The organism is Streptomyces sp. NPDC001904 (assembly GCF_040297005.1).
Lineage (GTDB): Bacteria > Actinomycetota > Actinomycetes > Streptomycetales > Streptomycetaceae > Streptomyces.
The window spans coordinates 153,704-178,959 of record NZ_JBEOYI010000005.1; the positions used below are offsets into that span (position 1 = coordinate 153,704).

General features: G+C 72.4%; 24 protein-coding genes. 8 read left to right on the forward strand and 16 right to left on the reverse strand.

Annotation, left to right across the window (positions count from 1 at the left end; all coding sequences use genetic code 11):
- Window positions 1–74 precede the first annotated feature (74 nt).
- The 4 genes from ABT127_RS10065 (at window position 75) to ABT127_RS10080 (ending at window position 3,367) form a co-directional block, all read left to right on the forward strand.
- Window positions 75–536, forward strand: a complete 462-nt coding sequence (locus ABT127_RS10065) for a universal stress protein (RefSeq protein ID WP_351446536.1) — start codon at window positions 75–77, stop codon at window positions 534–536.
- A 97-nt stretch (window positions 537–633) separates the two neighbouring features.
- Entirely contained in the window at window positions 634–2,073 is a 1,440-nt protein-coding gene (locus ABT127_RS10070; RefSeq protein ID WP_351446538.1) for an amino acid permease, read from the forward strand.
- Window positions 2,074–2,180: 107 nt separating this feature from the next.
- A complete protein-coding gene (locus ABT127_RS10075) occupies window positions 2,181–2,717 on the forward strand; it encodes a sigma-70 family RNA polymerase sigma factor (protein ID WP_351446540.1) in 537 nt (178 codons plus the stop codon).
- A 146-nt stretch (window positions 2,718–2,863) separates the two neighbouring features.
- Window positions 2,864–3,367: a hypothetical protein gene (locus tag ABT127_RS10080; protein WP_351446542.1), complete on the forward strand. Its 504-nt coding sequence runs from the start codon at window positions 2,864–2,866 to the stop codon at window positions 3,365–3,367.
- Window positions 3,368–3,388: 21 nt separating this feature from the next.
- Here the strand turns inward: ABT127_RS10080 and ABT127_RS10085 are convergent, their stop codons facing one another.
- The 4 genes from ABT127_RS10085 to ABT127_RS10100 form a co-directional block, all read right to left on the reverse strand.
- A complete protein-coding gene (locus ABT127_RS10085) occupies window positions 3,389–4,588 on the reverse strand; it encodes a sensor histidine kinase (RefSeq protein WP_351446544.1) in 1,200 nt (399 codons plus the stop codon).
- Window positions 4,585–6,099 carry a sodium/solute symporter gene (locus ABT127_RS10090; RefSeq protein WP_351446546.1) on the reverse strand — a complete coding sequence of 505 codons (1,515 nt, stop codon included), beginning with the start codon at window positions 6,097–6,099 and terminating at the stop codon, window positions 4,585–4,587. The genes ABT127_RS10085 and ABT127_RS10090 overlap by 4 nt, the downstream gene beginning before the upstream one ends.
- Window positions 6,096–6,449, reverse strand: a complete 354-nt coding sequence (locus ABT127_RS10095; protein WP_351447222.1) for a hypothetical protein — start codon at window positions 6,447–6,449, stop codon at window positions 6,096–6,098. Before ABT127_RS10095 ends, ABT127_RS10090 begins: the two co-directional genes overlap by 4 nt.
- 69 nt (window positions 6,450–6,518) lie before the next feature.
- The gene (locus tag ABT127_RS10100) at window positions 6,519–7,268 is read right to left on the reverse strand and encodes a LytR/AlgR family response regulator transcription factor (RefSeq protein WP_351446548.1); all 750 of its coding nucleotides are present in this window, start codon (window positions 7,266–7,268) and stop codon (window positions 6,519–6,521) included.
- Window positions 7,269–7,347: 79 nt separating this feature from the next.
- On the opposite strand from ABT127_RS10100, the gene ABT127_RS10105 reads away from it, so the two are divergent.
- Window positions 7,348–8,016 (forward strand): anti-sigma factor family protein, encoded by a 669-nt coding sequence (locus ABT127_RS10105; RefSeq protein ID WP_351446550.1) that lies wholly within the window; start codon window positions 7,348–7,350, stop codon window positions 8,014–8,016.
- Window positions 8,017–8,019: 3 nt separating this feature from the next.
- On the opposite strand, the gene ABT127_RS10110 is transcribed toward ABT127_RS10105, so the two are convergent.
- From ABT127_RS10110 to ABT127_RS10120, 3 genes are read right to left on the reverse strand one after another with little or no spacing between them, the layout of a single operon-like run.
- On the reverse strand, window positions 8,020–8,880 hold the full coding sequence (locus tag ABT127_RS10110; RefSeq protein ID WP_351446552.1) for an Fpg/Nei family DNA glycosylase: 861 nt from the start codon (window positions 8,878–8,880) through the stop codon (window positions 8,020–8,022).
- 30 nt (window positions 8,881–8,910) lie between these two features.
- On the reverse strand, window positions 8,911–11,016 hold the full coding sequence (locus ABT127_RS10115; RefSeq protein WP_351446554.1) for a SpoIIE family protein phosphatase: 2,106 nt from the start codon (window positions 11,014–11,016) through the stop codon (window positions 8,911–8,913).
- A gap of 47 nt (window positions 11,017–11,063) precedes the next feature.
- Window positions 11,064–12,314 carry a DUF6777 domain-containing protein gene (locus ABT127_RS10120; protein WP_351446556.1) on the reverse strand — a complete coding sequence of 417 codons (1,251 nt, stop codon included), beginning with the start codon at window positions 12,312–12,314 and terminating at the stop codon, window positions 11,064–11,066.
- Window positions 12,315–12,421: 107 nt separating this feature from the next.
- Between ABT127_RS10120 and ABT127_RS10125 the strand changes: the two genes are divergently transcribed.
- The gene (locus tag ABT127_RS10125; RefSeq protein WP_351446558.1) at window positions 12,422–13,843 is read left to right on the forward strand and encodes a lipase maturation factor family protein; all 1,422 of its coding nucleotides are present in this window, start codon (window positions 12,422–12,424) and stop codon (window positions 13,841–13,843) included.
- On the opposite strand, the gene ABT127_RS10130 is transcribed toward ABT127_RS10125, so the two are convergent.
- From ABT127_RS10130 to ABT127_RS10165, 8 genes are read right to left on the reverse strand one after another with little or no spacing between them, the layout of a single operon-like run.
- Window positions 13,804–14,664 carry an amidohydrolase family protein gene (locus ABT127_RS10130; RefSeq protein WP_351446560.1) on the reverse strand — a complete coding sequence of 287 codons (861 nt, stop codon included), beginning with the start codon at window positions 14,662–14,664 and terminating at the stop codon, window positions 13,804–13,806. The two genes, ABT127_RS10125 and ABT127_RS10130, sit on opposite strands and share 40 nt — an antisense overlap.
- Window positions 14,661–14,975 (reverse strand): L-rhamnose mutarotase, encoded by a 315-nt coding sequence (locus tag ABT127_RS10135; RefSeq protein ID WP_351446562.1) that lies wholly within the window; start codon window positions 14,973–14,975, stop codon window positions 14,661–14,663. Before ABT127_RS10135 ends, ABT127_RS10130 begins: the two co-directional genes overlap by 4 nt.
- Window positions 14,972–15,985, reverse strand: a complete 1,014-nt coding sequence (locus tag ABT127_RS10140) for an aldo/keto reductase (protein WP_351446564.1) — start codon at window positions 15,983–15,985, stop codon at window positions 14,972–14,974. The genes ABT127_RS10135 and ABT127_RS10140 overlap by 4 nt, the downstream gene beginning before the upstream one ends.
- A gap of 5 nt (window positions 15,986–15,990) precedes the next feature.
- Entirely contained in the window at window positions 15,991–16,758 is a 768-nt protein-coding gene (locus ABT127_RS10145) for an SDR family NAD(P)-dependent oxidoreductase (RefSeq protein ID WP_351446566.1), read from the reverse strand.
- Window positions 16,755–18,119 carry an L-fuconate dehydratase gene (locus tag ABT127_RS10150; protein WP_351446569.1) on the reverse strand — a complete coding sequence of 455 codons (1,365 nt, stop codon included), beginning with the start codon at window positions 18,117–18,119 and terminating at the stop codon, window positions 16,755–16,757. Before ABT127_RS10150 ends, ABT127_RS10145 begins: the two co-directional genes overlap by 4 nt.
- A 28-nt stretch (window positions 18,120–18,147) precedes the next feature.
- Window positions 18,148–19,173 carry an ABC transporter permease gene (locus ABT127_RS10155; RefSeq protein WP_502971682.1) on the reverse strand — a complete coding sequence of 342 codons (1,026 nt, stop codon included), beginning with the start codon at window positions 19,171–19,173 and terminating at the stop codon, window positions 18,148–18,150.
- A gap of 19 nt (window positions 19,174–19,192) precedes the next feature.
- Entirely contained in the window at window positions 19,193–20,710 is a 1,518-nt protein-coding gene (locus ABT127_RS10160; protein WP_351446572.1) for a sugar ABC transporter ATP-binding protein, read from the reverse strand.
- Window positions 20,707–21,804, reverse strand: a complete 1,098-nt coding sequence (locus tag ABT127_RS10165) for a sugar ABC transporter substrate-binding protein (protein ID WP_351446575.1) — start codon at window positions 21,802–21,804, stop codon at window positions 20,707–20,709. The genes ABT127_RS10160 and ABT127_RS10165 overlap by 4 nt, the downstream gene beginning before the upstream one ends.
- A 244-nt stretch (window positions 21,805–22,048) precedes the next feature.
- Here ABT127_RS10165 and ABT127_RS10170 point away from each other — a divergent pair, with 244 nt between their 5' ends.
- Window positions 22,049–22,747, forward strand: coding sequence for a FadR/GntR family transcriptional regulator (locus tag ABT127_RS10170; RefSeq protein WP_351446578.1), 699 nt, complete (start codon window positions 22,049–22,051; stop codon window positions 22,745–22,747).
- A 150-nt stretch (window positions 22,748–22,897) separates the two neighbouring features.
- Here ABT127_RS10170 and ABT127_RS10175 read toward each other — a convergent pair whose 3' ends face one another.
- Entirely contained in the window at window positions 22,898–23,602 is a 705-nt protein-coding gene (locus ABT127_RS10175; protein ID WP_351446581.1) for a TetR/AcrR family transcriptional regulator, read from the reverse strand.
- Between the two features lie 136 nt (window positions 23,603–23,738).
- Here ABT127_RS10175 and ABT127_RS10180 point away from each other — a divergent pair, with 136 nt between their 5' ends.
- A complete protein-coding gene (locus ABT127_RS10180; protein WP_351446584.1) occupies window positions 23,739–25,220 on the forward strand; it encodes an APC family permease in 1,482 nt (493 codons plus the stop codon).
- Window positions 25,221–25,256: the final 36 nt, after the last annotated feature.

The window sequence follows — 25,256 nt, forward strand, 5'->3', positions numbered from 1 at the left end:
GCGAAAGCACCCGTCCGGCCCCGCGCCCCTGCCCCGCCGCCGTCCCCACCAGCGCTTTCCGTTAGCCTCTGGCCGTGACCGAACAGCAGCCCCATCAGTTCGAGCGCGGCACGGACGGCCCGAAGGTGATCGTCGTCGGTGTCGACGGCTCCGACTCGTCGTTCCGGGCCGCGGCCTACGCCGGCGGCCTGGCCCGGCGGCAGCACGCCCTGCTCGCCGTGGTGTACGTACAGCCCGTGATGGCCGCCGGGGCCGCCCTCGGGGTGTCCGTGGCGGAGACGACCGACGAGATCGCGGAGAGCCTCGTCGCGGAGATCAGGGCGGCCTCCGAGCGGGTCAAGGACATATACGACGTCCGCTGGGAGTTCCACACCTTCCGCGGCGACCCCTTCAGCGGTCTGGTGACCGCGGCGGACGAGCTGAAGGCGGACGCCGTGGTCGTCGGCGCGTCGGAGCAGGCCGGGCACCGCATCGTCGGATCCGTCGCGGTGCGTCTGGTGAAGGCGGGGCGCTGGCCGGTCACCGTCGTGCCGTAGGGCGCGTCCGGCAGCGCGCGCCTTCTTCCGCCGCTGTCGTCCTGGGTGCATCATGATCGGCCATCAGCCGACGTCGCAGATGCGAAGAGGTGCGCTCATGACAGCTTCACCGAGACTGCGGATGGGACAGGGCGTGCTGCGCCGCAAGCCCATCGACCAGATCGACGACTCGGCGGCCGGCGGCGGTGGGGACGGCCCCGGTCTGACCCGGTCGCTGGGGCTGTGGCAGCTCACCGCGATCGGTGTCGGCGGGATCATCGGAGCCGGCATCTTCACGCTGGCCGGCACGGTGGCCAACGGCACGGCCGGGCCCGCGGTGCTGATCTCGTTCCTGATCGCGGGCGTGGCGAGCGCGGCGGCCGCGCTGTCCTACGCGGAGTTCGCCGGGCTCATCCCGAAGGCGGGCTCCGCCTACACGTACGGGTACGCGGTCCTCGGTGAACTCGTGGGCTGGTTCATCGGCTGGGACCTCCTCCTGGAGTACACGGCGATCGTCGCGGTCGTGGCGATCGGGATCTCCGGCTACTTCAGCTTCCTGCTCGGCGAGATGGGTCTCGACCTGCCGAAGTGGATGCTGGGCGCGCCCGGTACCGGCAGCGGCCACAAGGTGGACCTGTTCGCGGCGGCCCTGTGTCTGCTGATCGCGTACCTGCTGACCCTGGGCATCAAGAACGCGGCCCGCTTCGAGACGGTCGTCGTCGTCCTCAAGGTGCTCGTGGTGCTGCTGGTGATCGGGGTGGGCTTCTTCCACATCAACACCGGCAACTACACGCCGTTCTTCCCGTTCGGCGTCAGCGGTGCGTTCACGGGTGCGGCGACCGTGTTCTTCGCGGTCTTCGGCTACGACGCCATGTCGACGGCGGCGGAGGAGTCCAAGGACGCCCAGCGCCACATGCCGAAGGCGATCCTGTACTCCCTGGCGATCTCGATGGTGCTGTACGTGCTCGCGTGCCTGGTGCTCACGGGGATGCAGAACTACAAGGACATCGACCCGGAGAGCGGGTTCTCGACGGCGTTCAAGGCGGTCGGGCTGAGCGGCCTGGCGGACGTGATCGCGGTGGGCGCGATCATCGGCATCCTCACGGTGATGTTCACGTTCATGCTGGGCGTGACCCGGGTGTGGTTCTCCATGTCCCGGGACGGGCTGCTGCCGAAGTGGTTCGCGAAGACGCATCCCACGCGGCACGTGCCGACCCGCGTGACCTGGATCGTCGGATTCGCCTCCGCCGCCATCGCCGGGTTCCTGCCGATCGGCGAGGCGGCCGAGCTGACCAACATCGGCATCCTGCTGGCCTTCGTCGTGGTGTGCGTCGCGGTGATCGTGCTGCGCTACCGGCAACCGGAGCTGCCGCGCACCTTCCGGACGCCGGGGATGCCCGTGGTGCCCGCTCTCGGGGTGGTCTTCTCCATCTGGCTGATCACGTTCCTCCAGTGGCAGACCTGGGTGCGGTTCGCCGTGTGGTTCCTGATCGGGCTGATCATCTACTTCGGGTACTCGTACAAGCGCTCGGCCCTCAACGGCGTACCGGAGAAGTAGCGCGGGCGCGTCCGTTCGCCGCACCGTTCGTCGACGGCTTCGACCGTCTGCCGCAGACGCGTGCGCGGTGCCTGGGCGGGCGCGCGGGCATGCGCTGCCATACGCGCATGACGACGGCGCTCACCACACCCACCACCACGGAGGACGGCCTCGCCCGGGTTCAGCGCGAGCACGGCCAACCGCTGTTCTCGTTCCTGCTGCGGCTGTGCGACGGGGACCGGCAGCGCGCGGAGGACCTGGTCCAGGAGACGTACGTACGGGCCTGGCAGCATCCCGAGGCGCTCGACGCGAAGTACGGGTCGGTGCGGCCCTGGCTGTTCACGGTCGGCCGCAGGCTCGCCATCGACGCCCGGCGGGCCCGGCTCGCCCGCCCGGCGGAGGTCGGTGACGCGGTGCTGGAGAACGCCCGGGTCTGTGCCGACCACGCCGACCGGTCCACCGCCGCGCTCGACGTGCGGGACGCGGTGGCGACGCTCAGCCCCGATCACCGCGCGGTGCTCATGGAGGTCTACTTCAGGGGCGCCAGCGTGGCGGAGGCCGCACGAGTGCTCGGCATCCCCGCGGGTACCGTCAAGTCCCGTGCGTATTACGCGTTGCGGGCGTTGCGGAGGGTCCTTCCGGGTTACGCACCTGACCTGGGCTGAAACCGGACCGTAAGTCAAGCATCAGTAAAGCGCCTTGCTCAGGGTGCCGTTTCCTCGGTTGAGTAATCCGCTGTCCTCCCCGGTGAGTTGGACGGGTGGGACCCGGGGGCCGGCGAAGCGCACGGACCGGAGGAAGGCAGGAAGGGATGTTGCACGGAAACGAGGGCGGCTCGTCGGGTGCCGCCGAGGGTGAACTCACTGTTCCCATGGCCTGGTTGTATGCCGAGTACATCGCGGACGAGCTGCTGCGGACCGGCGATCTGATGCCGCCCACGTCCTTCGAGTTCCGGGCGGGCCGTGACGCGCTGGCCCTGACGATCTTCCTGTCCGACGCGGGTGACGAGCTGTCCGGGATCCGGGTGGTGTCGCAGCTGGAGACCTGGTCGTCGCTGACGGCGTACGACCAGCCGTGGCAGGCCTGGGTGCGGGCGCGGTTCCGGGAGCGGGAGGCGCGGGCACGCGGCGCCGGGCACCGCTCGCCCGATCTGCGGCTGGCCACCGCGGCGTGGAGATGGCTGGAGGAGACCGAGCTGCTGGCGCCCGACCTCGACGCCGTGCCGGTGCCCGAGGAGGAGGACGGGCCGCAGGTGTGGACCCCCGCGTGGCAGCTCGGGCTCCCACTGGGGCACCTGGCCATCCATCTGTTCTGACGCGAGGGGCAGGAGGCGCGCTCAGGGTGCGTGGACGCCGGCCCGGTACTTCGGGATGCGGACGGTGATCTTCGTCCCCGCGCCCACGCCGGTCTCGATCACCAGGCCGTAGGCGTCGCCGAACACCTGGCGGAGGCGTTCGTCCACGTTCGACAGGCCGATGCCCGTCGAGCGGTCGCCCTCGCCGCGCAGGATCGCCCGCAGCCGGTCCGGGTCCATGCCGACGCCGTCGTCCTCGATGACGACCTCGGCCTCCGCGCCGGCGTCCCTCGCGCCGATGGAGATGCGGCTGCGGGTCACGGTGCCCTCCAGGCCGTGCTTCACCGCGTTCTCCACGAGGGGTTGCAGGCACAGGAACGGGAGCGTGACCGGAAGGACCTCCGGGGCGATCTGGAGGGTGACGGCGAGGCGGTCGCCGAAGCGGGCCCGGACGAGAGCCAGGTACTGGTCGATGGAGTGCAGTTCGTCGGCCAGGGTGGTGAACTCGCCGTGGCGGCGGAACGAGTAGCGGGTGAAGTCGGCGAACTCCAGCAGGAGTTCGCGGGCGCGCTCGGGGTCGGTGCGGACGAAGGACGCGATCGCGGCGAGCGAGTTGAAGATGAAGTGGGGCGAGATCTGCGCGCGCAGGGCCTTGATCTCCGCCTCGATCAGGCGGGTGCGGGAGCGGTCGAGTTCGGCGAGTTCGAGCTGGACCGACACCCAGCGGGCCACCTCGTCGGTGGCCCGGGCCAGCACGGCGGATTCGCGGGGCGCGTAGGCGACGACGGCGCCTCGTACGCGGCCGTCGGCCACCACCGGGGCGGCGACCGCCCAGCGCAGCGGGCAGTCGAGCGTGTCGCAGCCGCAGTCGAACGCGACGGTGCGCCCGCCCGCGAGCAGCGGTTCCAGCTGCGGCATGACGTGCTGGGCGTGCGGCTGCTCGGACGCGCCGTCCCAGGCGAGGACCGTGGAGCGGTTGGTGAGGGCCAGCGCCTCGGTGCCGAGGAGGCTGCGCAGCCGGCGGGCCGACTTGCGGGCCGTGTCCTCGGTGAGGCCCGCGCGGAGCGCCGGGGCGGCGAGCGACGCCGTGTGGAGGGTTTCGAAGGTGGCGCGCTCCACGGGGGTGCCCACGTCGCTGCGGCCCGTGGGATGGGCCGTGCGGCGGCCAAGCACGAAGCCCGCGCCCAGGAGGACCGGGCAGAGGGCGAGGAGGGTCGCCGTGACGGTGCCGGTGACGGTCACTGGGCCTCGCCTCTCGCCAGGGACTCCGGGAGGTGGAGACGGGTCATGGTGGCCGTCGTGTGCGGGGGGATCGCGGACGGGGTGGCCAGGGAGACCAGGATCATGGCCAGGAAGCCGACCGGGACCGACCAGACCGCGGGCCAGGCGAGGAGGGCGTGCAGCCAGCCCGAGGTGGCCGCGCCGAAGACCGTGAGCGTGACCGCCAGGAGGGCCGAGCCGCCGCCCAGGAACAGGCCCGCGAGCGCGCCCGGCGGGGTGAGGCGGCGCCACCAGATGCCGAGGACCAGGAGCGGGCAGAAGGAGGACGCCGAGACCGCGAAGGCCATGCCGACGGCGTCGGCCACCGGGACGCCGTCGACGAGGAGGGCGCCGCCCAGGGCCACCGCCATGGCCAGGACCACGCCGAGCCGGAAGTGCCGCACTCCCCTGCTGGGCAGCACGTCCTGGCTGACCACGCCGGCCACCGCCATGGTCAGGCCCGACGCGGTGGACAGGAACGCGGCGAACGCGCCGCCCGCCACCAGCGCGCCCAGCAGGTCCCCCGCGACTCCGTCGATCATGCGCCCCGGCAGCAGCAGCACCGTGGCGTCCGCGTCGTGGGCCGCGGTGAGTTCGGGGACGTAGCGGCGGCCGAGCCAGCCGTAGAGCGGCGGCAGGAGGTAGAAGACGCCGATGAGGGCGAGGACCACGACGGTCGTGCGGCGGGCGGCGCGTCCGTGCGGGCTCGTGTAGAAGCGGACCACGACGTGCGGGAGGCCCATGGTGCCGAGGAAGGTCGCGACGATCAGGCCGTACGTGGCGTAGAGCGGATGGTCGGCGCGGCTGGTGGCGAGGGGCCGGCCGGCGCCCGCGCCGGCCGCGGGCAGGTCCGAGGGCGGCAGCGCCCCGGGCTGGCCGCCCTGGCCGCGCCAGGCGAGGAGCAGGAAGCAGGCGGGCACCAGCAGCGCCGTCAGCTTCAGCCAGTACTGGAAGGCCTGGACGAAGGTGATGGAGCGCATGCCGCCCGCGGCGACCGCGAGGACCACGACGGTCGCCACCAGCGCGGCACCGAACCAGCGGGGCGCCCCTGTGAGGATCTGCAGCGTCAGTCCCGCCCCCTGGAGCTGGGGCACGAGATAGAGCCAGCCGGCGCCGACGACGAACAGGCTCACCACCCGGCGGACCTGGCGGGACTCCAGGCGTCCTTCGGCGAAGTCCGGGAGGGTGTACGCGCCCGAGCGGCGCAGCGGGGCCGCGACGAAGACCAGCAGCACCAGGTAGCCCGCCGTGTAGCCGACCGGGTACCAGAGCATGTCCGGGCCGTGCACCAGGACCAGGCCCGCGACGCCGAGGAAGGAGGCCGCCGACAGGTATTCGCCGCTGATCGCGGCGGCGTTGAGGCGGGGTCCGACGGTGCGCGAGGCCACGTAGAAGTCGGACGTGGTGCGGGAGATGCGCAGGCCGAAGCCGCCGATGAGGACGGTGGCGAGGACGACGACGGCCACCGCGGGGATCGCGTACGCCTCGTTCACGGTGCTCCGGGCTCGCTGCTGTCGCGGCCGTGGACGAGGGCCGCGAAGTCGCGTTCGTTGCGTTCGGCCCGGCGCACGTACCACCAGGCGAGGAGGACGAGGAACGGGTAGCAGCCGAAGCCGAGGACGAGCCATTCGACGGCCGCGTTGCGCAGGGCGCCGAAGAAGAGCGGGAGGATCGCCACGGGGGCGGCCAGGACGACGAACGCGGCGATACCCGACCGCAGTTGGCTGCGCATGAGGGAGCGGACGTACGCGGCGCCGAGCGTCGTCTGTTCGTCGATCTCCCACTGGGTGCGCAGGCCGGGCGGACCGGTCGCGCCGTGCGCGGTGCGCGGCTCGCCGGTCACCACCTGACGTCGTGGTTCGGACACGGGCGGAGTGTAGGCATCTGTGGCGCGTCTGAGGAAGGGGGCTGGTCAGCCGCTGGAGCGGCGCATCAGCAGCTCCCGCACCCGGCCGGTGTGGCGGCGGCTGACGGCGATCTGCGCGGCGCCGACGCGCACGGTCATCCCGGCGCCGTCGAGGCGGAGTTCGTCGATGCGGTGCAGGGCGACGAGGTGGCTGCGGTGGACGCGGACGAAGCCCAGGGGCTGCCAGCGTTCCTCCAGGGTGGTCAGCGGGATGCGGACGAGGTGGCTGCCGCCGTCCGCGGTGTGCAGGCGGGCGTAGTCGCCCTGCGCCTCGGCGTAGGTGATGTCGGCGACCGCCAGCATGCGGGTCACGCCGCCGAGTTCGACGGGTATCCGGTCGGCGACGGTGGCCGGGGGCGGGGCGAGGGTGATGCGCTCGGCGGCTCTGCGGACGGCTTCGGCGAGGCGTTCGCGGCGCACCGGCTTGAGGAGGTAGTCGACGGCCTTGAGCTCGAAGGCCTGGACGGCGAAGTCCTCGTGGGCGGTGACGAAGACGACCAGCGGCGGACGGGCGAACCCGGCGAGGAGGCGCGCCACGTCGAGGCCCGTCAGGCCCGCCATCTGGATGTCGAGGAAGAGCACGTCGACGGCGCCGTCGCCGCCGGGGCCCTCCTCCAGGGCGCGGCCGATGCGGCGCAGCGCCTCGGTGGCGTCGGTGGCGCCCTCGGCGCTGTGCACGCGGGGGTCCGCGCGCAGGAGGTAGAGGAGCTCGGCGAGGGCGGGTTCCTCGTCGTCGACGGCCAGTACGCGCAGCATGCGGCGGAGTGTAATCGCGCGGTCGCTTGAATGAATCGGCTGCCCCGTGCGTACCGGTGGTCGAGAGCGGGAGGAACGCATGAGGTCCCTGGAACGGCATCGTGACGCGGGCGCCTACGCCCTGGGGGTTCTCGACCCGGCGGACCGGTTCCGCTTCGAGGACCATCTGGCGGGCTGTGCCGCCTGCACGGCGTACATCGGTGAACTGACGCCCACCACAGGGCTGTTGGCGATATACGCGCGGGCGACACCGCCGTGCGTGGACTGGTGCGCGCGGGCCGCGCCGACGCTCGTCGAGCGGGCCGTGGACCGGCTCGGCGCGCTGCACCGCGCCGGGCGCAGGCGCGTCTGGGCGGCGGTCGGCGTGCTGGCGCTGCTGGCGGCGGCCGGGGCGGGCGCCGTGCTGCGGCATCCGGCCGGGGGCGGGAACGGGCTCGCGCTGCACGGACGCGACTCGGCGTCCGGGGTGACGGCCCGGCTCACCGCGGACGGGCGCGGCTGGGGCAGCCGGGTCGACCTGGAGGTACGGGATCCGGGCGGGCCGCGGGTGTGCCGGCTGGTCGCGGTCGGGCGGGACGGGACGGAGCAGACGGTGGCGAGCTGGTCGGTGCACGGCGGCGCCGGCCCGGACCGGGTGACGGTGACGGGCGGGGCCGCCGAACGGCCGGACGCCATCGCGCGGTTCGAGGTGCGGTCGGCCGGTGGCGGGCGGCTGCTGTCCCTGCCGGTGCCCGTGCCGTCGCCGTGACGCTCACTTCAGCAGCCGGGACATCCTGCGGTCGGCCAGCGGCTTTCCGCCCGTCTGGCAGGTCGGGCAGTACTGCAACGAGCTGTCGCTGAAGCTGACTTCACGGATGGTGTCGCCGCACACGGGGCACGGTTCGCCGGTGCGGCCGTGCACGCGCAGGCCGCTCTTCTTCTCGGCCTTGAGGCGGCCCGCGGCGACCCCGCGCGAGCGTTCCACGGCCTCGGTCAGGGTGGTGCGCAGCGCCTCGTAGAGGGTGTGCACGTCGTCGGGGGTGAGGGTCGCGGCGAGCTTGAAGGGGGACATGCGGGCCGCGTGCAGGACTTCGTCACTGTAGGCGTTGCCCACGCCCGCGATCAGCTTCTGGTCCCTCAACGCCCCTTTGATCTGGCGCCGTTCGCCGTCGAGCAGCGCGGCGAAGGCCCGCTCGTCGAAGGTGTCGGCGAGCGGGTCGGGGCCGAGGCGGGCGACGCCCGGGACGTCGCCGGGGTCGTGGACGACGTACACCGCGAGTTTCTTGGTGGTGCCGGCCTCGGTGAGGTCGAAGCCCTCGCCCGTCTCGAGGGCGACGCGCAGCGCCAGGGGGCCCTTGCCGGGTTTCGGCGGGCCGTCGGGGAGCCGGTCCTTCCACTGCAGCCAGCCCGCCCGGGCCAGGTGGGTGACGAGGTGCAGTCCGTCGGCGTCGATGTCGAGGAACTTGCCGTGCCGGGCGACGGCGGTGACCGTGCGGCCTTCGAGGGCGGTGGGCGCGGGGTCGTAGGTCTTCAGGACGCTGATCGCGACGGGCAGCACGCGCACGATCTCGTGGCCCACCAGATGGTCGGCGAGGAAGTCCTTCAGCGCCTCGACCTCGGGCAGTTCCGGCATGGGGTTCCTCCTTCTGTCACAGACGGACTGTCAGCCGCGGGCGCGCACCACGAACTCGCACCACACGCATTTGCCGCCGCCGCGCGCCTCCACGCCCCACACGTCGGCGAGCCGGTCGACGAGGAGCAGTCCGCGCCCGGAGACGCCGTCCTCGCCCGCTTCGCGGCGGCGGGGCAGGGCGCTGGAGGTGTCCTCGACGTCGACCCGGAGCCGCCGGTCGGTGCCGGTCAGGACGCGCAGGGTGACGATGGCGGCGCCTTCGGTGTGCATGAGGGCGTTGGTGACGAGTTCGTCGGCGACGAGTTCGATCTCGTCGGCGCGCTCGGCCGCTCCCCAGGCGCGCACGGCGGCGCGGATCATGTGCCGGGCCGCGGTGAGGGCCTCGGGGTCGCCGGGCGGCACGTGTTCGGTGAGCCGGCCGCCGCTGCGGGCCGCGCCCGCGCCGCGGCGGCGCAGCAGCAGGAGCGCCACGTCGTCGTCCCCGCCCCGTTCGTCGACGGAGCCGCAGAGCCGGTCGGCGAGCCGGTCGATGTCCGCGGGGCCGTTGCCGACGAGCGTGGAGAGCGCCTGCATCCCGTCGTCGAGGTCGGTGCCGGGCTGTTCGACGAGGCCGTCGGTGCACAGCAGCAGCATTTCGCCCGGGTCGAGTTCGACGGTCGTGACCGGGTATTCGAGCCGCCCGAACTCGGCGGACAGGCCGAGCGGGAGGCCGCCCTCGACGGGCACCTTGCGGCACATGCCGTCGGTGCGGCGCAGCAGCGGGTCGAGGTGGCCGGCGCGCACGAACTGCACGACGCCGGTGGACAGGTCGGTCTCGGCGTACAGGCAGGTCGCGAAGCGTTCGGTGTCGAGTTCGTGGAGGAAGACGGAGGCGCGGGCCATGACGGTCGCGGGGGTGTGGCCCTCGGCGGCGTACGCGCGCAGCACGATGCGCAGTTGTCCCATGACGGCGGCGGCGTGCGTGTCGTGCCCCTGGACGTCTCCGATGACGGCGCCGACCCGGCCGCCGGGCAGGGGTATGACGTCGTACCAGTCGCCGCCGATGTCCCGGCCGAGGGACGCGGAGCGGTAGCGGACGGCGATGTCGGCGCCGGGCACGTTGGGGATGGTGCGGGGCAGCATGGCCTGCTGGAGCCCCTGGGCGAGGTCCTTCTCCTGCTCGTAGAACATGGCGCGCTGGAGGCTCTGCGCGATGCTGCTGCCGAGGGCGACGAGGACGTTGCGCTCGGACTCGGAGAAGCCCTTGCGGTCGTGGTAGAGCAGGCCCACGACGCCGATGGGCCGGGCCTGGGCGATGAGCGGCAGATAGGCGGCGGAGCGGATCCCGAGGTGGGTGATGTGCGGCCACAGCGCCGGGTACGAGACCTCGAAGTCCTCCGGGGACTCGATGAACCGGGGGGCGAGGGTGCGCACGACCTCGCTCATCGGGTACGGGTCGTCGATGCGGGTGACGTGGGTGCCGGGCACGAAGCTGCCGCGCGGGCCCTCGGCGACGAGATGGATGCGGCCCGCGCGCACCAGGCCCATGACGAAGCTGGTGGCGCCCAGGTGCTCGATGCCGTGGGTCTCGCGCAGCACGTCGATGACGTCTCGGACGGTCCGGGCGTGCGCGAGGGCGGCGGTGGTGTTCTGCACGACGCTGGTCTCGCGCTGCCGGGCGGCCGCGCGGGCGGCGCGCTCGTGCTGGACGGTGGCGTCGTTCAGCTCGTCGGTGGCGTCGCGGACGACGCCGACGATACGGCGCGGGCGGCCGTCCTCGTCGCGGCGGATGTAGCCGCGGGTGTGGGTCCAGCGCAGTTCGCCGTCGCGGGTGCGGATGCGGAAGTAGGCGCCGTAGTTCTCGTCGCCGTTCTTCAGGGCCCGCGAGACGATCGCGTCGAGGCGTCCCGCGTCCGCGGTGGGGACGCGCGTCCCGAGGCTCTCGGGGTGTCCGTCGTACTCCTGCGGCAGCAGGTCGAACACGTCGTGGGCGTTGCCGTCCATGTGCATCAGGCCGCCGACGAGGTCCCACTCGAAGCTGCCCATGCGCAGACCGCGCCCGTAGGCCTCCAGGAATCCGTGCGGCGAGTCGTCCCCAGGGAGCTCCCCGCCCGGGGAACTCCCTGGCTCCTCGCCGCCCCCGCTGTCCGCGTCCATAACGCCACGCTATGCGCAGGTCCGGGGGGCCGCACGTCTGCGCCCGGTCACGGGGAGACGCCGTCCGAGGCGTCCGGGACCAGGCCGCCGCCGTCGGACTGATCGGGGCTGTCGGGGACCGTGTCGGGGCCGGTGTCCTCGTCCGTCGCGCCGGTGCCCGTCGTGTCCCCGCCGGTGTCGGACGGCTCGTCGAAGCTCGGGGTGTCACTGGTGGGTACGTCGCCGGAGTCGTCCGGGGACACGTCGGTGCCGGAGCTGCTGGGTTCCGAGGACGCCGGGGTCGGCGTCGGGCAGCCGGACGGCCAGGGGGACGGGGACGGGTTGCCGCTGCTGTCGGTCGCGGTGACCGTGGGGCAGGCGGTGCTGGAGGTGGTCTCGCTCGGCGTGCCGGTGTCGGTGGCGCTCTCGGACGTCGAGTCGCTCGCGCTCGGTGACGTGGTGCTCGGCGTCGGGGTGCCGCTCGCGCTGTCGCTCGGGCTCGTGCTCGGGGTCAGGGTCGGTGTGCGGGTGGGGGCCGGCGGCGGGACCACGTGGTCCTTGTGGCCGTCGTCGCCGATCTTCCGCTCGATCCAGGTGTTGTTCACGACGTTCACGATCGTGATGTTCTCGATGACCGTCGGGGCCGGGGTCACGACGACGACCCGGGTCGGCTCGTAGCCGTTCCACGCCTGGCCCTGGCGGCTCGGGCTGCCGTTGAGGGCGACGGGCTGCTTGAGCGGGTTGCCGCAGGCGCAGCGCACGCGCGGCGTGCCGCGTCCGTCGACCATGACGGCGGTGCCGGACTGGAGCACCGACTGGAACGTGGTGGCGCGGCCGTCGCGGTAGCCGTGGTTGGTGACCCGGGTGTCGGCGCGCAGCACGACGGGGGTGAGCCCGCGCAGGAAGCCGGGGACGTCGGCGCGGGAGATCCCGGAGGCGTCGGCGAAGGCGCCGGCCTTGGCCTGGTCGGCGATGAGGAAGCGGACCTGCTTCTCGACGTCGCAGCTGCCGAGCGCGTGGGTGCCGCCGTAGAGGCCGGGGGTGGCGCCGGAGATCTCGCGGGCGCCCTGCTGGGCGGCCGAGGGGGTGCCGGTCGGCGAGGGTTGCGGCGTTCGGGTGACGGGCGGGCTGCTCGCGTCCGAGGTGGCGGTGGAGTCGGTGAAGGGGTCGGGGCCCTGGGCGGCGACCGGCTGGAGGAACAGCTCGCCCTTCCCGTCGGCCGTGTTCTTCCCTCCGTCCCCGGAGCATCCGGCGAGCAGCAGGGCCGCCGATATGCCGAGGGCCGTGACGTAGGTTCTGGTCCTGATCCGTGCGCGCACGCGCCTCTCCCACCTGTGCACCAGCGATGTGTCCCTCCATCTCTGGGCCCGGCGCGCGGGAGCCGCAAGTCGTGACCTTCGCGGGGGCCCGGGCCCACACTGAGGGCGTGGACTGGTTCTCGGCGTCCGATTCCGCCTGGCTGGGCCGCCTGGTCCTCCAGCGCGGTCTGGCGGCGCTGTACCTCGTGGCGTTCGCCGGGGCGGCGTTCCAGTTCCGGGCGCTGATCGGGGAGCGCGGGATGCTGCCGGTGCCGCGGTTCCTGGACCGGGTGCCGTGGCGGCGGGCGCCGACGCTGTTCCGGCTGCACTTCTCGGACCGGTTCTTCGCCGGGTGCGCGTGGAGCGGCGCGGCCGTCGCGGCGGCGCTGCTGGCGGGGGCGGACGGGCTGCTGCCGCTGTGGGGCGCGATGGCGCTGTGGCTGGTGCCCTGGGCGCTGTATCTGTCGATCGTGAACGTCGGGCAGGTCTGGTACGGCTTCGGCTGGGAGTCGCTGCTCCTGGAGGTCGGTTTCCTGGCGGTCTTCCTCGGCAACGACGAGGTCGCGCCGCCGGTCCTGGTGCTGTTCCTGCTGCGCTGGGTGCTGTTCCGGCTGGAGTTCGGGGCGGGGCTGATCAAGCTGCGCGGGGACGCCTGCTGGCGGCGGCTGACCTGTCTGTACTTCCATCACGAGACGCAGCCGATGCCGGGCCCGCTGAGCTGGTTCTTCCACCACCTGCCACGGCCGCTGCACCGGGTGGAGGCGGCGGCGAACCACGTCACCCAGCTCGTCGTGCCGTTCCTGCTGTTCGCGCCGCAGCCGGTGGCGTCCGGCGCGGCCGCGCTGATGATCGTCACCCAGTTCTGGCTGATCCTGTCGGGGAACTTCGCCTGGCTGAACTGGCTGACGGTGGTGCTGGCGGTTCCCGTCCTCGATCTCTCGCTGCCCCCGTTCTCCCTGCGGATCCCGCCGGAGCCGTCCGGTCCCCCGCTCTGGTACGAGGTCGTCGTCCTGGCGCTGTGCTGCGTGGTCGCCGTGCTGAGCGTCCGCCCGGTGCGCAATCTGCTCTCGCGGCGCCAGTCCATGAACCGTTCGTACGACTCGCTCCACCTGGTGAACACGTACGGGGCGTTCGGCACCGTCGGACGGGTCCGGCAGGAGATCGTGGTGGAGGGCACGGCGGACCCGGAGCCGGGGCCCGCGTCCGACTGGCGGGCCTACGGGTTCAAGGGCAAGCCGGGTGATCCGCGCCGGATGCCGCGGCAGTTCGCCCCGTACCATCTGCGGCTGGACTGGATGATGTGGTTCGCCGCGCTGTCGCCCGCGTACGCCCGTTCCTGGTTCGGGCCGTTCGTGGAGCGGCTCCTCGCGGGCGACCCAGACACGCTGCGGCTGCTGCGGCACTGCCCGTTCCCCGACGCGCCGCCCGTGTACGTGAGGGCGCGGCTGTTCCGCTACCGGTACACGACCCGGGGCGAGCGGCGGGCGTCGGGGGCCTGGTGGGAGCGGACCTACGTGCGGGAGTTCCTGCCGCCGACGCGGTCGAGATAGATCCGCTCGGCGGTGCGCGCGAACACGTCCTCGTCGCGGGCGCCCACCAACGCCACTGCGGCGTCGACCACTTGTCGGTACGTGGCTGCGAGGGTGCACACCGGCCAGTCGGACCCGAACAGGACGCGTTCGGGTCCGAAGGCGTCGAGCACCGCGTCGGCGTACGGGCGGAGGGTGTCGACGGTCCAGGTGGCCGGGTCGGCCTCGGTGACCATGCCGGAGAGTTTGCAGACGGTGTTCGGCAGCTCGGCGAGCGCGCGCAGGTCGGTGCGCCACGGGTCGAGCCGTCCGGCCGCGATCTCCGGCTTGCCCAGGTGGTCGAGGACGAAGGTGAGTTCGGGGTGGTCGGCGGCCGCCTTCACGCAGGCGGGCAGCTGGTGCGCGTGCACGAGGAGGTCGTAGACGAGTCCGGCGTCGGCGACCGCGGTCAGGCCGCGCCGCACGTCGGGCCGGATCAGCCAGCCGGGGTCCGGCTCCCCCTGGACGGGGTGGCGGATCCCCACCAGGTGCTGCCCGCCCGGGAGTCGGCGCAGCCGGGCGAGTTCGTCGGCGATGTCGGGCCGGGTGAGGTCGGTCCAGCCGACCACGGCGGCGACGAGGGGGCTGTCCGCGGCGAGCGCCAGGAACTCGGGGGTCTCCTCGGCCACCGGAACCGTCTGCACGAGGACGGTCGCCGTCACCCCGGCCGCGCGTGCCTGGGGCAGAAGCTCTTCGAGGGTGAAGTCGCGGCGGATCGGCGCGAGTTCCGGGCCGGTGATCCAGTCCTGGTCCCGTACGGAGAGGTCCCACACGTGGTGGTGGGCGTCGACGATCGCGGTCACGGCAGCTCCCAGACCACCGGCAGGCCGGCGTCCGCGCCCTCCGCGGAGTAGTCGTGGACGACGTCGAGGAGCTCGTCCATGCGGGCCTGCCAGGCGATGTTCACCGGCAGCCGGTCGAGTTCGGCGAGCAGCCGGGAGTAGTCCGCGCACTCCAGGACGTGGAAGAGGTCGGTGCCGCTGCGCCAGATCGTCCACCGTTCGGCGCCCGCCGCGCGGATCGCGGCGACGAGCTCGGCGGGGACCTCGCGGTGGGCGGCCTCGTACTCCGCGACGCGGTCGGCGCGGACCTTGGTGTGCAGGGCGACTCTCACGCGGGCTGTTCCTCTCCGGGGGCTGTGGGGGTCGGGACGTCGGCGGGCAGCAGCTTCTCCGCACGGGCCTCCCGCCAGAGGTCCGCGGGCACCGAAGAGGCGAACTGCCGTGCGGTGTCGTGGACTTCGGCGGCGGAGCGGGTGCCGACGAGGACGCCGGTGACGGCTTCGTGCCCGTACGGGAAGGCGAGGGCCGCGGCCCTCAGGGTGGTGCCGTGGCGCCGGGCGAGGGCCTGCCAGGCCAGGGCGCGCTCCACCAGGTCGGCCGGGGCGATGTCGTAGTCGAAGGTGGCGCCCTGTCCCGGGTCGGCGAGCAGGCCCGAGTTGAAGACGCCGCCGACGACGACGGACACCCCGCGTTCGGCGGCCGCGGGCAGCAGCGCGTGCAGGGCCCGCTGGTCGAGGAGGCTGTAGCGGCCCGCGCAGAGCACCACGTCGACGTCGGTGTCCCGGACGAACCGGGTGAGCATTCCGGCCTGGTTCATGCCCGCGCCGATGGCGTCGACCAGGCCTTCGGCGCGCATCCGTTCCAGCTCCGGGTAGGCCTCGCCGAAGGCCTGCTCGGCGTGGTCGTCCGGGTCGTGGAGGTAGACCACGTCGACCCGGTCGAGGCCGAGCCGCTCCAGGCTGTCCTCCAGGGAGCGCCGCACGCCCGCCGCGCTGAAGTCCCAGACGCGGCGGTGGGCGGCGGGCGTCGCGAAGCCGTCGGCGCTGTCGTCTCCCCCGGCGCCCGCGTCGTCGGCGGGCTCCAGGATCCGGCCGGCCTTCGTGGACAGGGTGTATTCGGCGGCGGGCCGGGTGCGCAGGAACGCGCCGACGCGGCGCTCGGAGACGCCGAGGCCGTAGTGCGGCGCGGTGTCGAAGTAGCGGATGCCGGCGTCCCAGGCGGCTTCGAGCGCGGCGTGCGCCTCGTCGTCGACGACCGGGGTGTAGAGGTTGCCGATCGCCGCGGCACCGAAGCCGAGTGCGGTGACGGGTACGCGGGTGCGGCCCAGGGTGCGGGTGCGCATCGGGGTCACTGTCCCGCGGGGCGCAGCCGCAGTCCCTGCATGCCGCCGTCGACGGCGAGGGCGGTGCCGGTGGTGGCGCCGGAGAGGGGGCTCGCGAGGTAGGCGACGGCGCCCGCGACCTCGTCGGCGGAGACGAGGCGGCCGGTGGGCTGGCGGGCTTCGAGGGCGGCGCGTTCGGCGGTCGGGTCGTCGGCCCGGTCGAGGAGGCGGCCGATCCACGGGGTGTCGGCGGTGCCCGGGTTGACGCAGTTGACGCGGATGCCCTCGCGTATGTGGTCGGCGGCCATGGCGAGGGTGAGGGACTGGACCGCGCCCTTGGATGCGGAGTACAGGGCGCGCTGCGGCAGGCCCGCGGTGGCCGCGATGGAGCAGGTGTTGACGACGGCCGCGTGGCCGGAGGCGCGCAGCGCGGGCAGCGCGGCACGGGTGACGCGGACCATGCCGATGACGTTGACGTCCAGGACGCGGTGCCATTCGGCGTCCTCGTTGTCGGCCACGGTGCCCTGGGCGCCGATGCCCGCGTTGTTGACGAGGATGTCGAGGCCGCCGAGGTCGGTGACGGCGGCGGCGACGGCGGCCCGCACGGTCTCGTCGTCGGTGACGTCGGCGGCGTATCCGCGCAGCGGCTTGTCGACGGTGGTGATGTCCCGGTCGAGGACGGCGACGGTGGCGCCGCGCGCGGTGAGGAGTTCGGCGGTGGCGCGGCCGAGGCCGGAGGCGCCGCCGGTGACGAGGGCCTTGAGGCCGTCGAAGTCCTTGAGGGTGTCGCTCATGCTGCGGCTCCGTTCGTGTGGGGATCGTGCTGCCCGGCGCGGTCGCGCACCCAGAACGCGCCGTCCGGGAAGGTGAATTCGGCGATGGACTCGGCCCGCATGGTGGCGGAGAAGCCGGGTGCGGCGGGCGCCGTGTAGTGGCCGCCGGCCATGACCACCGGGTCGACGAAGTGGTCGTGGAGATGGTCGACGTACTCGATGACGCGGTCCTCGGTGGTGCCGGACAGGGCGACGTAGTCGAACATCGACAGGTGCTGGACGAGTTCGCACAGGCCGACGCCGCCCGCGTGCGGGCAGACGGGGACGCCGAACTCGGCGGCGAGCAGCAGGATCGCCAGGTTCTCGTTGACACCGCCGACGCGGGCGGCGTCGATCTGCAGGATGTCGAGGGCGCCGGCCTGGAGGAGCTGCTTGAAGACGATGCGGTTCTGGACGTGTTCGCCGGTGGCGACCTTGACCCGGCCGACGGCCCGGCGGATGGCGGCGTGCCCGAGGACGTCGTCGGGGCTGGTGGGTTCCTCCACCCAGTACGGGTCGAACTCGGCGAGCGCGCGCGTCCATTCGATGGCCTCGCCGACGTTCCAGCGCTGGTTGGCGTCGATGGCCATCCGGATGTCCGGGCCGATGGCCCGGCGTGCGGTGCGGCAGCGGCGGATGTCGTCGTCGAGGTCGGCGCCGACCTTCAGCTTGATCTGGGTGAAGCCCTCGGCGACGGCCTCCCGGGCGAGCCGGCCGAGCTTGTCGTCGCTGTAGCCGAGCCAGCCGGGGGACGTGGTGTAGCCGGGGTAACCGCGGGCCAGCAGGTCCGCCGTGCGCCCGTCGGCGCCCGCGCGGCCCGACCGGAGCAGTTCCAGGGCCCGCTCGGGGGTGAGGGCGTCGGCGATGTAGCGGAAGTCGACCTGGGAGACCAGCCATTCGGGTTCGGCGTCGGCGAGCAGCCGCCACAGCGGTTTCTCGGCGCGCTTGGCCGCGAGGTCCCACACCGCGTTGACGACGGCGCCGATCGCCATGTGCATCACGCCCTTCTCGGGTCCGAGCCAGCGCAGTTGGCTGTCGCCGATCAGGTCGCGGTTGAGGCTGCCCGGGTCGGCGCACAGCTCGTCGACCGGGCGGCCGACGACGTGGTGGCGCAGGCTGCGGATGGCGGCGACCTGGACGTCGTTGCCGCGACCGATGGTGAACGTGAAGCCGTGCCCCTCGTGTCCGTCGGCGGCGTCGGTGCGCAGCACGACGTAGGCGGCGGAGTAGTCGGGGTCGGGGTTCATGGCGTCGGAGCCGTCCAGTTCCCGGGAGGTCGGGAAGCGGATGTCGAAGGTTTCGAGCGCGGTGACTCGGGTGACACCGTCGGTGGTCGGGGGCACGTGTTGCCTTTCGGGGCGGGGGCGGGGATCAGTCCTGGGCTCTGCCGGACGTGAGACGGGCGATGATCAGCGCGAGCAGGATGATTCCGCCGTAGATGGCGTCGATCCAGAAGGACTGCACCTGCGCCATGGTCAGCATGTTCTTGACGACGCCGAGCAGCAGGATGCCGGTGAGCGCGCCGAGGAGGGATCCCTTGCCGCCGTCGAGGCTGATGCCGCCGATCACGGCCGCGGCGAACACGGTGAAGATCCAGTTGTTGCCCTGGTTGGCGCCGATGGCTCCGACGTAGCCGGTCTGCATGATGCCGCCGACGGAGGCCAGCACCCCGGCGAGCACGAAGACGCCGAGCATCACGCGGTCGACCCGGATGCCGGCCGCGCGGGCGGCCTCCCGGTTGCCGCCGATGGCGTACAGGGCGCGGCCCCAGCGGTGGTACTTGAGGAGCAGTCCGGCCACGAGGTAGCAGGCGCCGGCGACCCAGACCGACAGGGGGATCTTCAGGAATGTGGTGGTGGCCAGGGCGAAGAACGCGTCGGGCAGCCCGAAGAGGGTCTTGCCCTTCGTGGCCCCGACCAGCAGGCCGCGCATGATGATGAGCATGGCGAGGGTGACGATGAAGGCGTTGAGCCTGAGCTTCACCACCAGGACGCCGTTGAAGGCGCCGATGGCCGCGCCGACGACGAGGATCGCGAGGATCGCCAGCCAGGCGGGGAACTCGGTGCCGAAGCCGGACTGCGCCACGGGCAGGAGCAGCAGCGCGCCGACCGCGGGCGCGATGCCGACGACGGATTCCAGGGAGAGGTCGAACTTCCCGCTGATCAGGACGAGGGACTCGGCGAGCACCACCATCGACATGGCGGCCGAGGCGCTCAGGATCGAGATGAGGTTCGCCTCGGTGAAGAAGGCGTCGTTCAGCACCGCCCCGAGGACGAGCATCAGCACCAGGGCGGGTACGAGGGCGAGTTCGCGGGCGCGGCGCAGCAGGACGCCCTTGGGGGTGCGGGCTCCGGGGCGGGCGGGGATGTCCGTCGCCGGGGCCGTGGTGCCGGTCACGATGGGCTCCTTCTCGAGGTCAGTCACGGTCCACCCCCTCGATGGAGGCGATGAGTTCGTGGTCCGACCAGCCAGCGGCGTGCTCGGCGACGAGGCGCCCGTGGAAGAGCACGAGCACCCGGTCGCAGCGGCGCAGGTCGTCCAGCTCGTCGGAGACCACGAGCACGGCGGTGCCGTCGTCGCGGGCGCTGTCGACCCGGCGCAGCAGGGATTCCTTGGACTTCACGTCGACGCCCGCGGTGGGGTTGATGAGGACGAGGAGGTGGGGGTCGGAGGCGAGGGCGCGGGCCATGACGACCTTCTGCGCGTTGCCGCCGGACAGGTCGGAGACAGGTTGGTCGGGGCCCTCGGTGTGGATGTCGAGGCGGTCGATCAGGTCCCGGGCGACGGCCCGGCGGCGGTCCGTGCCCACGAATCCGTACCGGCCGAGTCGTCCGAGGACGGAGAGCGTGGCGTTGTCGCCGATGGTCATCCCGGTGACCAGGCCCTGGTCGTGCCGGTCGCGGGGGACGCATCCGACTCCGGCGCGGAGCGCTGCCGGGACGTCGCCGAACGGCAGCTCCGCGCCGTCGATCCGGGCCGTGCCGGAGGTGGGGGTGTGCAGTCCGGTCAGGGATTCGGCGAGCGCGATCTTGCCGCTGCCGCTGGATCCGGCGAGGCCGACGACCTCGCCGCGGCGCACGGTCAGGTCGATGTCGGCGTAGGTGTCCGAGGTGAGTCCCGTGACGGAGAGGACCACGGGAGCGTCCACTGCGTTCTGTTCGGCGACCGCCTCCGCCGCGGCGGCCGCCTGTTCCGCGATCGCCTCCCCCGCCATGGCCTCCACCAGCGCGGGGCGCGGCAGTTCGGCGACGGGCGCGGTGGTGATCCAGCGGGCGTCGCGCAGCACGGTGACCGTCTGGCAGACCTCGTAGACCTCTTGCAGGTGGTGGGAGATGAACAGGAAGGTGACGCCGGAGTCCTGGAGTGCGCGCATCCGGGCGAAGAGGCGCTCGATCTCCTTGTTGTCGAGCTGTGCGGTCGGCTCGTCGAGGACGATGAACCGGGCGCCTCCGCTCAACGCCCGTGCTATCTCCACCATTTGGCGGTCCTCGACCTTGAGGTCGGCGGTGCGGGCGTCGGGGTCGACGTGGATGTCCCAGGTGCGCAGCAGCCGGTCGGCCTCCGTGCGCAGCTTCTTCCAGCTGAAGAATCCGTGGCGGGCCTCGGGCTGCCGGTTGATGAAGAGGTTCTCGGCGACGGTCAGTTCGGGGACGACGGTCGGTTTCTGGTAGACACAGGCCACCTTGGCGCGCCAGGCCGCCCGGTCGCCAAGCGGCGGCGCGGGCTCGCCGTCGAACAACAGGGTTCCCGCGTCGGGTGCCTGAAGTCCCGTCAGGATGGTGACGAGGGTGGACTTGCCGGCGCCGTTGCGGCCGACCAGCGCATGGGACTCGCCGGCGCGCACGGTCAGCCGGCCGTCGGCGAGGGCGACCGTGGGCCCGTACCGTTTGGCGATGCCGTCGGCCTCGACCAACGGTGCTGTGGGAGACGTCATTTGACCGTGTTTCCCCACAGCTCGGGGTCGTCGACGTTCTTCTTGGTGACCAGCGGGGCGGGCAGCTGGTCCTCCAGGATGCCGCTGGGCAGCTCGACGATCGTGGAGTGGTGATCGGTCGGCCCGGGCTTGAACGTCTTCCCCTTCATCGCCGCCTTGATGTAGTACATGCCGTACTTGGCGTACGCGTCGGCGGGCTGGGAGACGGTCGCGTCGATCTGGCCCTTGCGGATGGCGTCGAACTCCTGCGGGATGCCGTCGTTGGAGACGATCGCGATGTGCCCGGCCGTGCCCGCCTTCTTCAGCAGGCCCTTGGACTTGAGGGTCTGCAGGGTCGGCGCGAGGTAGACGCCGCCCGCCTGCAGGTAGATGCCCTTGATGTCGGGGTTGGCGTTGAGGAGGGTGTCCAGCTTGGAGGCGGCGGTGTCCGACTCCCACTTGGCCGGGATCTCCAGGACCTTCAGCTTCGGGTACTTCTTCTTCACGCAGTCGCGGAACGCCTTGGACCGGTCGCGGCCGTTGACCGACGCGAGGTCGCCCATGATCTGCACGACCTTGCCGGACGTCACCTGCCCGCCGAGGTAGTCGCAGGCCTTCTCGCCGTACGCGACGTTGTCGGCGCGCACCACCATGGCGACCTTGCCCTTCTCGGGCGCGACGTCCACGGCGACGACGGGAACGCCCTTGCGTTCGGCCTGGTCGAGCCCGGCGGCGACGGCGGCGCTGTCCAGCGGGGCGACCACGAGGCCCTTGACGCCCTGGTTGAGCTGGTTGTTGATGTCGGTGATCTGCTGCGAGGGGTCGCTGTTGGAGTTGACGGTCTTCAGCGCGTCCACGCCCTCGGACGTCGCCATCTTCGGCACGTAGTCGTTGTACGACTGCCAGAACGGCGAGGTCAGCAGCGGCAGGACGACACCGACCTTGCCGGTGCCGTCGCCGCCCGAGCCGCTGGAGCCCGCCGCGTCGTCCTTCGTGCTGCCGCAGGCGCTCAGGGCGAGGGCGACGCATCCCGCGACGGCCGCCGCGCGCAGCGTCCGGCCGCTCGGGCCCCGTACGGCTCTCGAACTCTTCGTGCCTTTCGTGGTGCCAGTCATCGGACCGCTCCTCGGCTCCGGAGGTCATGGGGGGGACGGGCCGGTTCCTGCCCGTCCAGGCACCGGCCGCGCCCAGAGATTTATCAGACCACTTCGCTTCCCCGACACCCTCCGGCGCCATTTTTCTCGGTATTTACGCCTCCGAGACCCCAGAGAGGTCGGACCACCTTGGTAGTGGTCGGACCACTTGGCTGGTTAGACTGCTCGGCATCCGGCAGCGGATCCTGTGTGGGAGGACGTCATCGTGGAGCAGACCGCACCCCAGCGGGGCACTGTCACGGAGCGGGCGATCGAGCAGATCAAGGCGATGATCGGCGGCGGCCGTCTGGAGCCGGGGCAACGGCTGCCGACGGAGCGCGATCTGGCGGCGCAGCTGGGCATCTCGCGCTCGTCGATGCGGGAGGCGATCCGGGCGCTCACGGTGCTCGGCGTCCTCGAGGCGCGGCACGGCTCCGGCATCTACGTGACGCAACTGGAGGCCGGCGACCTGCTGGAGACCTTCGGGGTCGTCGCCGACCTGTCACGCGGGCCGCAGCTCGTGGAACTCCTGGAGGTGCGCCGCATCCTGGAGTCGACGGCGACGGCGCTCGCCGCGGCGCGCATCACCCGGGCTCAGCTCGCCGAGGTGGAGGAGCACTTGGCGGCGATGGAGGCCACCGACGATCCGGAGGAGATCCTCTCCCACGACCTGGCCTTCCACCGGGCGATCGTGGCGGCCGCCGGGAACGAGACGATGGCGGCGATCCTGGAGGGCCTGTCGTCGCGGACGTTCCGGGCGCGGGTGTGGCGGGGGTATCAGGAAGAGGGCGCCTTCGAGCGGACCCGACGCGAGCACGCCCGCATCCACCGGGCCCTCGTGGCGCACGACCCCGAGGCCGCGCGGGCCGCTGCCGCGGCGCACGTGGGCGAGGTGGAGGCCTGGTTGCGGAGTCAGCTGGCCTGACCCGTCGTGCGGCTCCGGTGGGGGCTGGTCGCCCGAGATGCGCACTGCGTGCGGCATCTCATCGGGGAAGGCTGCGCGCAGCGCATGCCTTCAGGGGCGCGGGGAACTGCGCGACCAGCCACACTCGACCCGCACCCGGCAACGCACCCACTAACCCCCCTCCCCCGGCGCCGCCGCAACAAGCGCAGCCAGCACCAGCTCCAGCGCCGTCTCGAACGAACTCCCCGCCATCAGCGGCAGCTCCCCCCGCACGGCGGCGAGATGCGGATGCCCGGCGTCCGACAGCTCGGCGTACACCCCGACCCACGCCCGGTCATCGGCCTCCCGCCGCTCCACGGGCAACGCCAGATGCGCGGCATCCAGCGCCGCATGCCCCAGCACGGTGTCCACGAAAGCCGAATAGTGCCGGACGGCATCGGCGTCCCCGAACCCGGCCCGCCGCAGCAGCCCGATCCCCGCGTCCACGGCCCGGAACTCGTGCGCCCGCCGCGTCACCCGGTACGCCGCGAGCGCGGCGACCCGCGGCTGCTCCCGGTACCCCCGATGGATCCGCAGCGCCATCTCCCGCAGCGCGTCCCGCCACGGCATGCTGTCGGGCTCGAACCCGGCCATCGCGTCGCCGATGATCCGGTCGGCCACGGCCAGCAGCAGATCGTCGGTGTTGTGGAAGTACCGGTAGAGCGCGCTCGGGTCACAGCCCAGAGCGGCCCCGAGCCGCCGCACGCTCAGCGCGTCGGGCCCGTGCTGCCCGACGAGCCGGAGCGCGCAGTCCACGATCACGTCCTCGGACAGCAGCACCCCCGACCTGGTCGGTTTGCGGCGCCGCCGCTCCGCGGGAATCCGCCCGTCGGCCATCGCGTGCACCCCTTCCTCCGGGACATTGCCGAACTGCGTCGTTCTTATGTCAACACCATTGACGCAATGTTGACAAGGCCGGTTTGATCGCAGCCTCCTCCCACACCTCCCGTTCTCCGGTCCCAGGAGTCTGTCCATGAGAAGTGAACCCCCAGGCCTGCGCCGTTCCCTCGGCGTCGTCGACGGCATCGCCATCGCCGCCTCGAGCACGGCCGCCACCACGAGCATCGGCATCGGGATGGGCTCGCTCGCAGCGACCGTGGGTCTCCAGGCGCCGGCGATCCTGCTCGTCGCGTTCGTCCCGATCCTCGGCATCGCGACGGCGTACGCCCGGCTGAACCGGCACGAGCGGAACATGGGCAGCGGCTATGTGTGGGTCGGCCGCTCGCTCGGCCCCTGGCTGGGCTTCCTCACCGGCTGGGTCACCCTGGTCGGCACCCTGATCTTCATGGCGTACACGAGCGCGGTGACCGGCTCGGTGTTCCTGCAGTTCGCGAACAAGGCCCATCTTGAGTCCGTCGGCGGCCTGCGGCTCGACCCGAACTCGACGGCGCTGTCCACCGTCGTCGGTCTGCTGGTGCTGGCCGCGGTCACGGTCACGGCCGTCACCGGGGTGCGCAAGGCGACCCGGCTGCAGGCGTGGCTGCTGGTCTTCGAGTACGCGGTGCTGCTCGGCTTCTGCGGCTGGGCGCTGGTCCACGGCTCGCACGGCTTCTCCTGGTCGTGGCTGAACCCGCTGGCCGTGCACGACGGCACCGGCTTCGCCCAGGGACTGGTCCTTGCGGTGTTCTTCTTCTGGGGCTGGGACGCGGCGTTCAGCGTCACCGAGGAGACGAACGACGTGCGGGACGCGGGGCGCGGCGGCTTCATCGCCCTGTTCACGATGCTGGCGCTGTTCCTGTACGGGTCCGTGGCCTTCCAGCGCGAGATGTCGCTGTCCGAGCTGATGGAGCAGGGGCCGCAGGCGCTGACCTACCTCGGCGCGAAGCTCGCCGACGAGCCGTGGGCGAGCCTGCCGCTGCTCGCGCTGCTGTTCTCGGCGGTGGCCTCGCTCCAGTCCAGTGTCATCCCGACGGCCCGCGGCCTGCTGGCCATGGGCCGGGACCGCACCATGGGTCAGGTGTGGACGAAGGTCAGCCCGCGCTACGGCTCCCCCGCCATCGGCACCGTCCTCGTCACGTCGATCTCGGCGGCCGTGGCCCTGCTGGCGCTGGCCATCCCGAAGCTGAACGAGATGATCCTGGCCGCCGTGAACTCCATCGGTCTCGTGGTCGCCCTGTACTACGGCCTCACGGCGCTCGCGTGTGCGGTGCGCTTCCGCGGGATGCTGCGCACCGCGCCGCGCGAGGCGCTGCGCGCGGTCGTGGCACCGGGTCTGAGCGGGACCGCCCTGCTGGGCATCGGCGTCTATCTCGGCCGTGACTACGCGACGATGAGCGACCACTTCGAACTCAGCCCGGACAACGGCTGGTTCATGCTGTCGGTGCCCGCGGCGATCCTGCTGTCGGGGCTCGCGATGGCGGCCGTCGCCAAGTACCGCCGACGCTCGCCCTACTTCGTCACGGGCCGGGGCACCGACGCCGACGCCGTCCCGCTGGCAGCCACCGAGGTCCCGTAGGAAGACCCCACCCCCTCCCTTCACACCCGTACCACC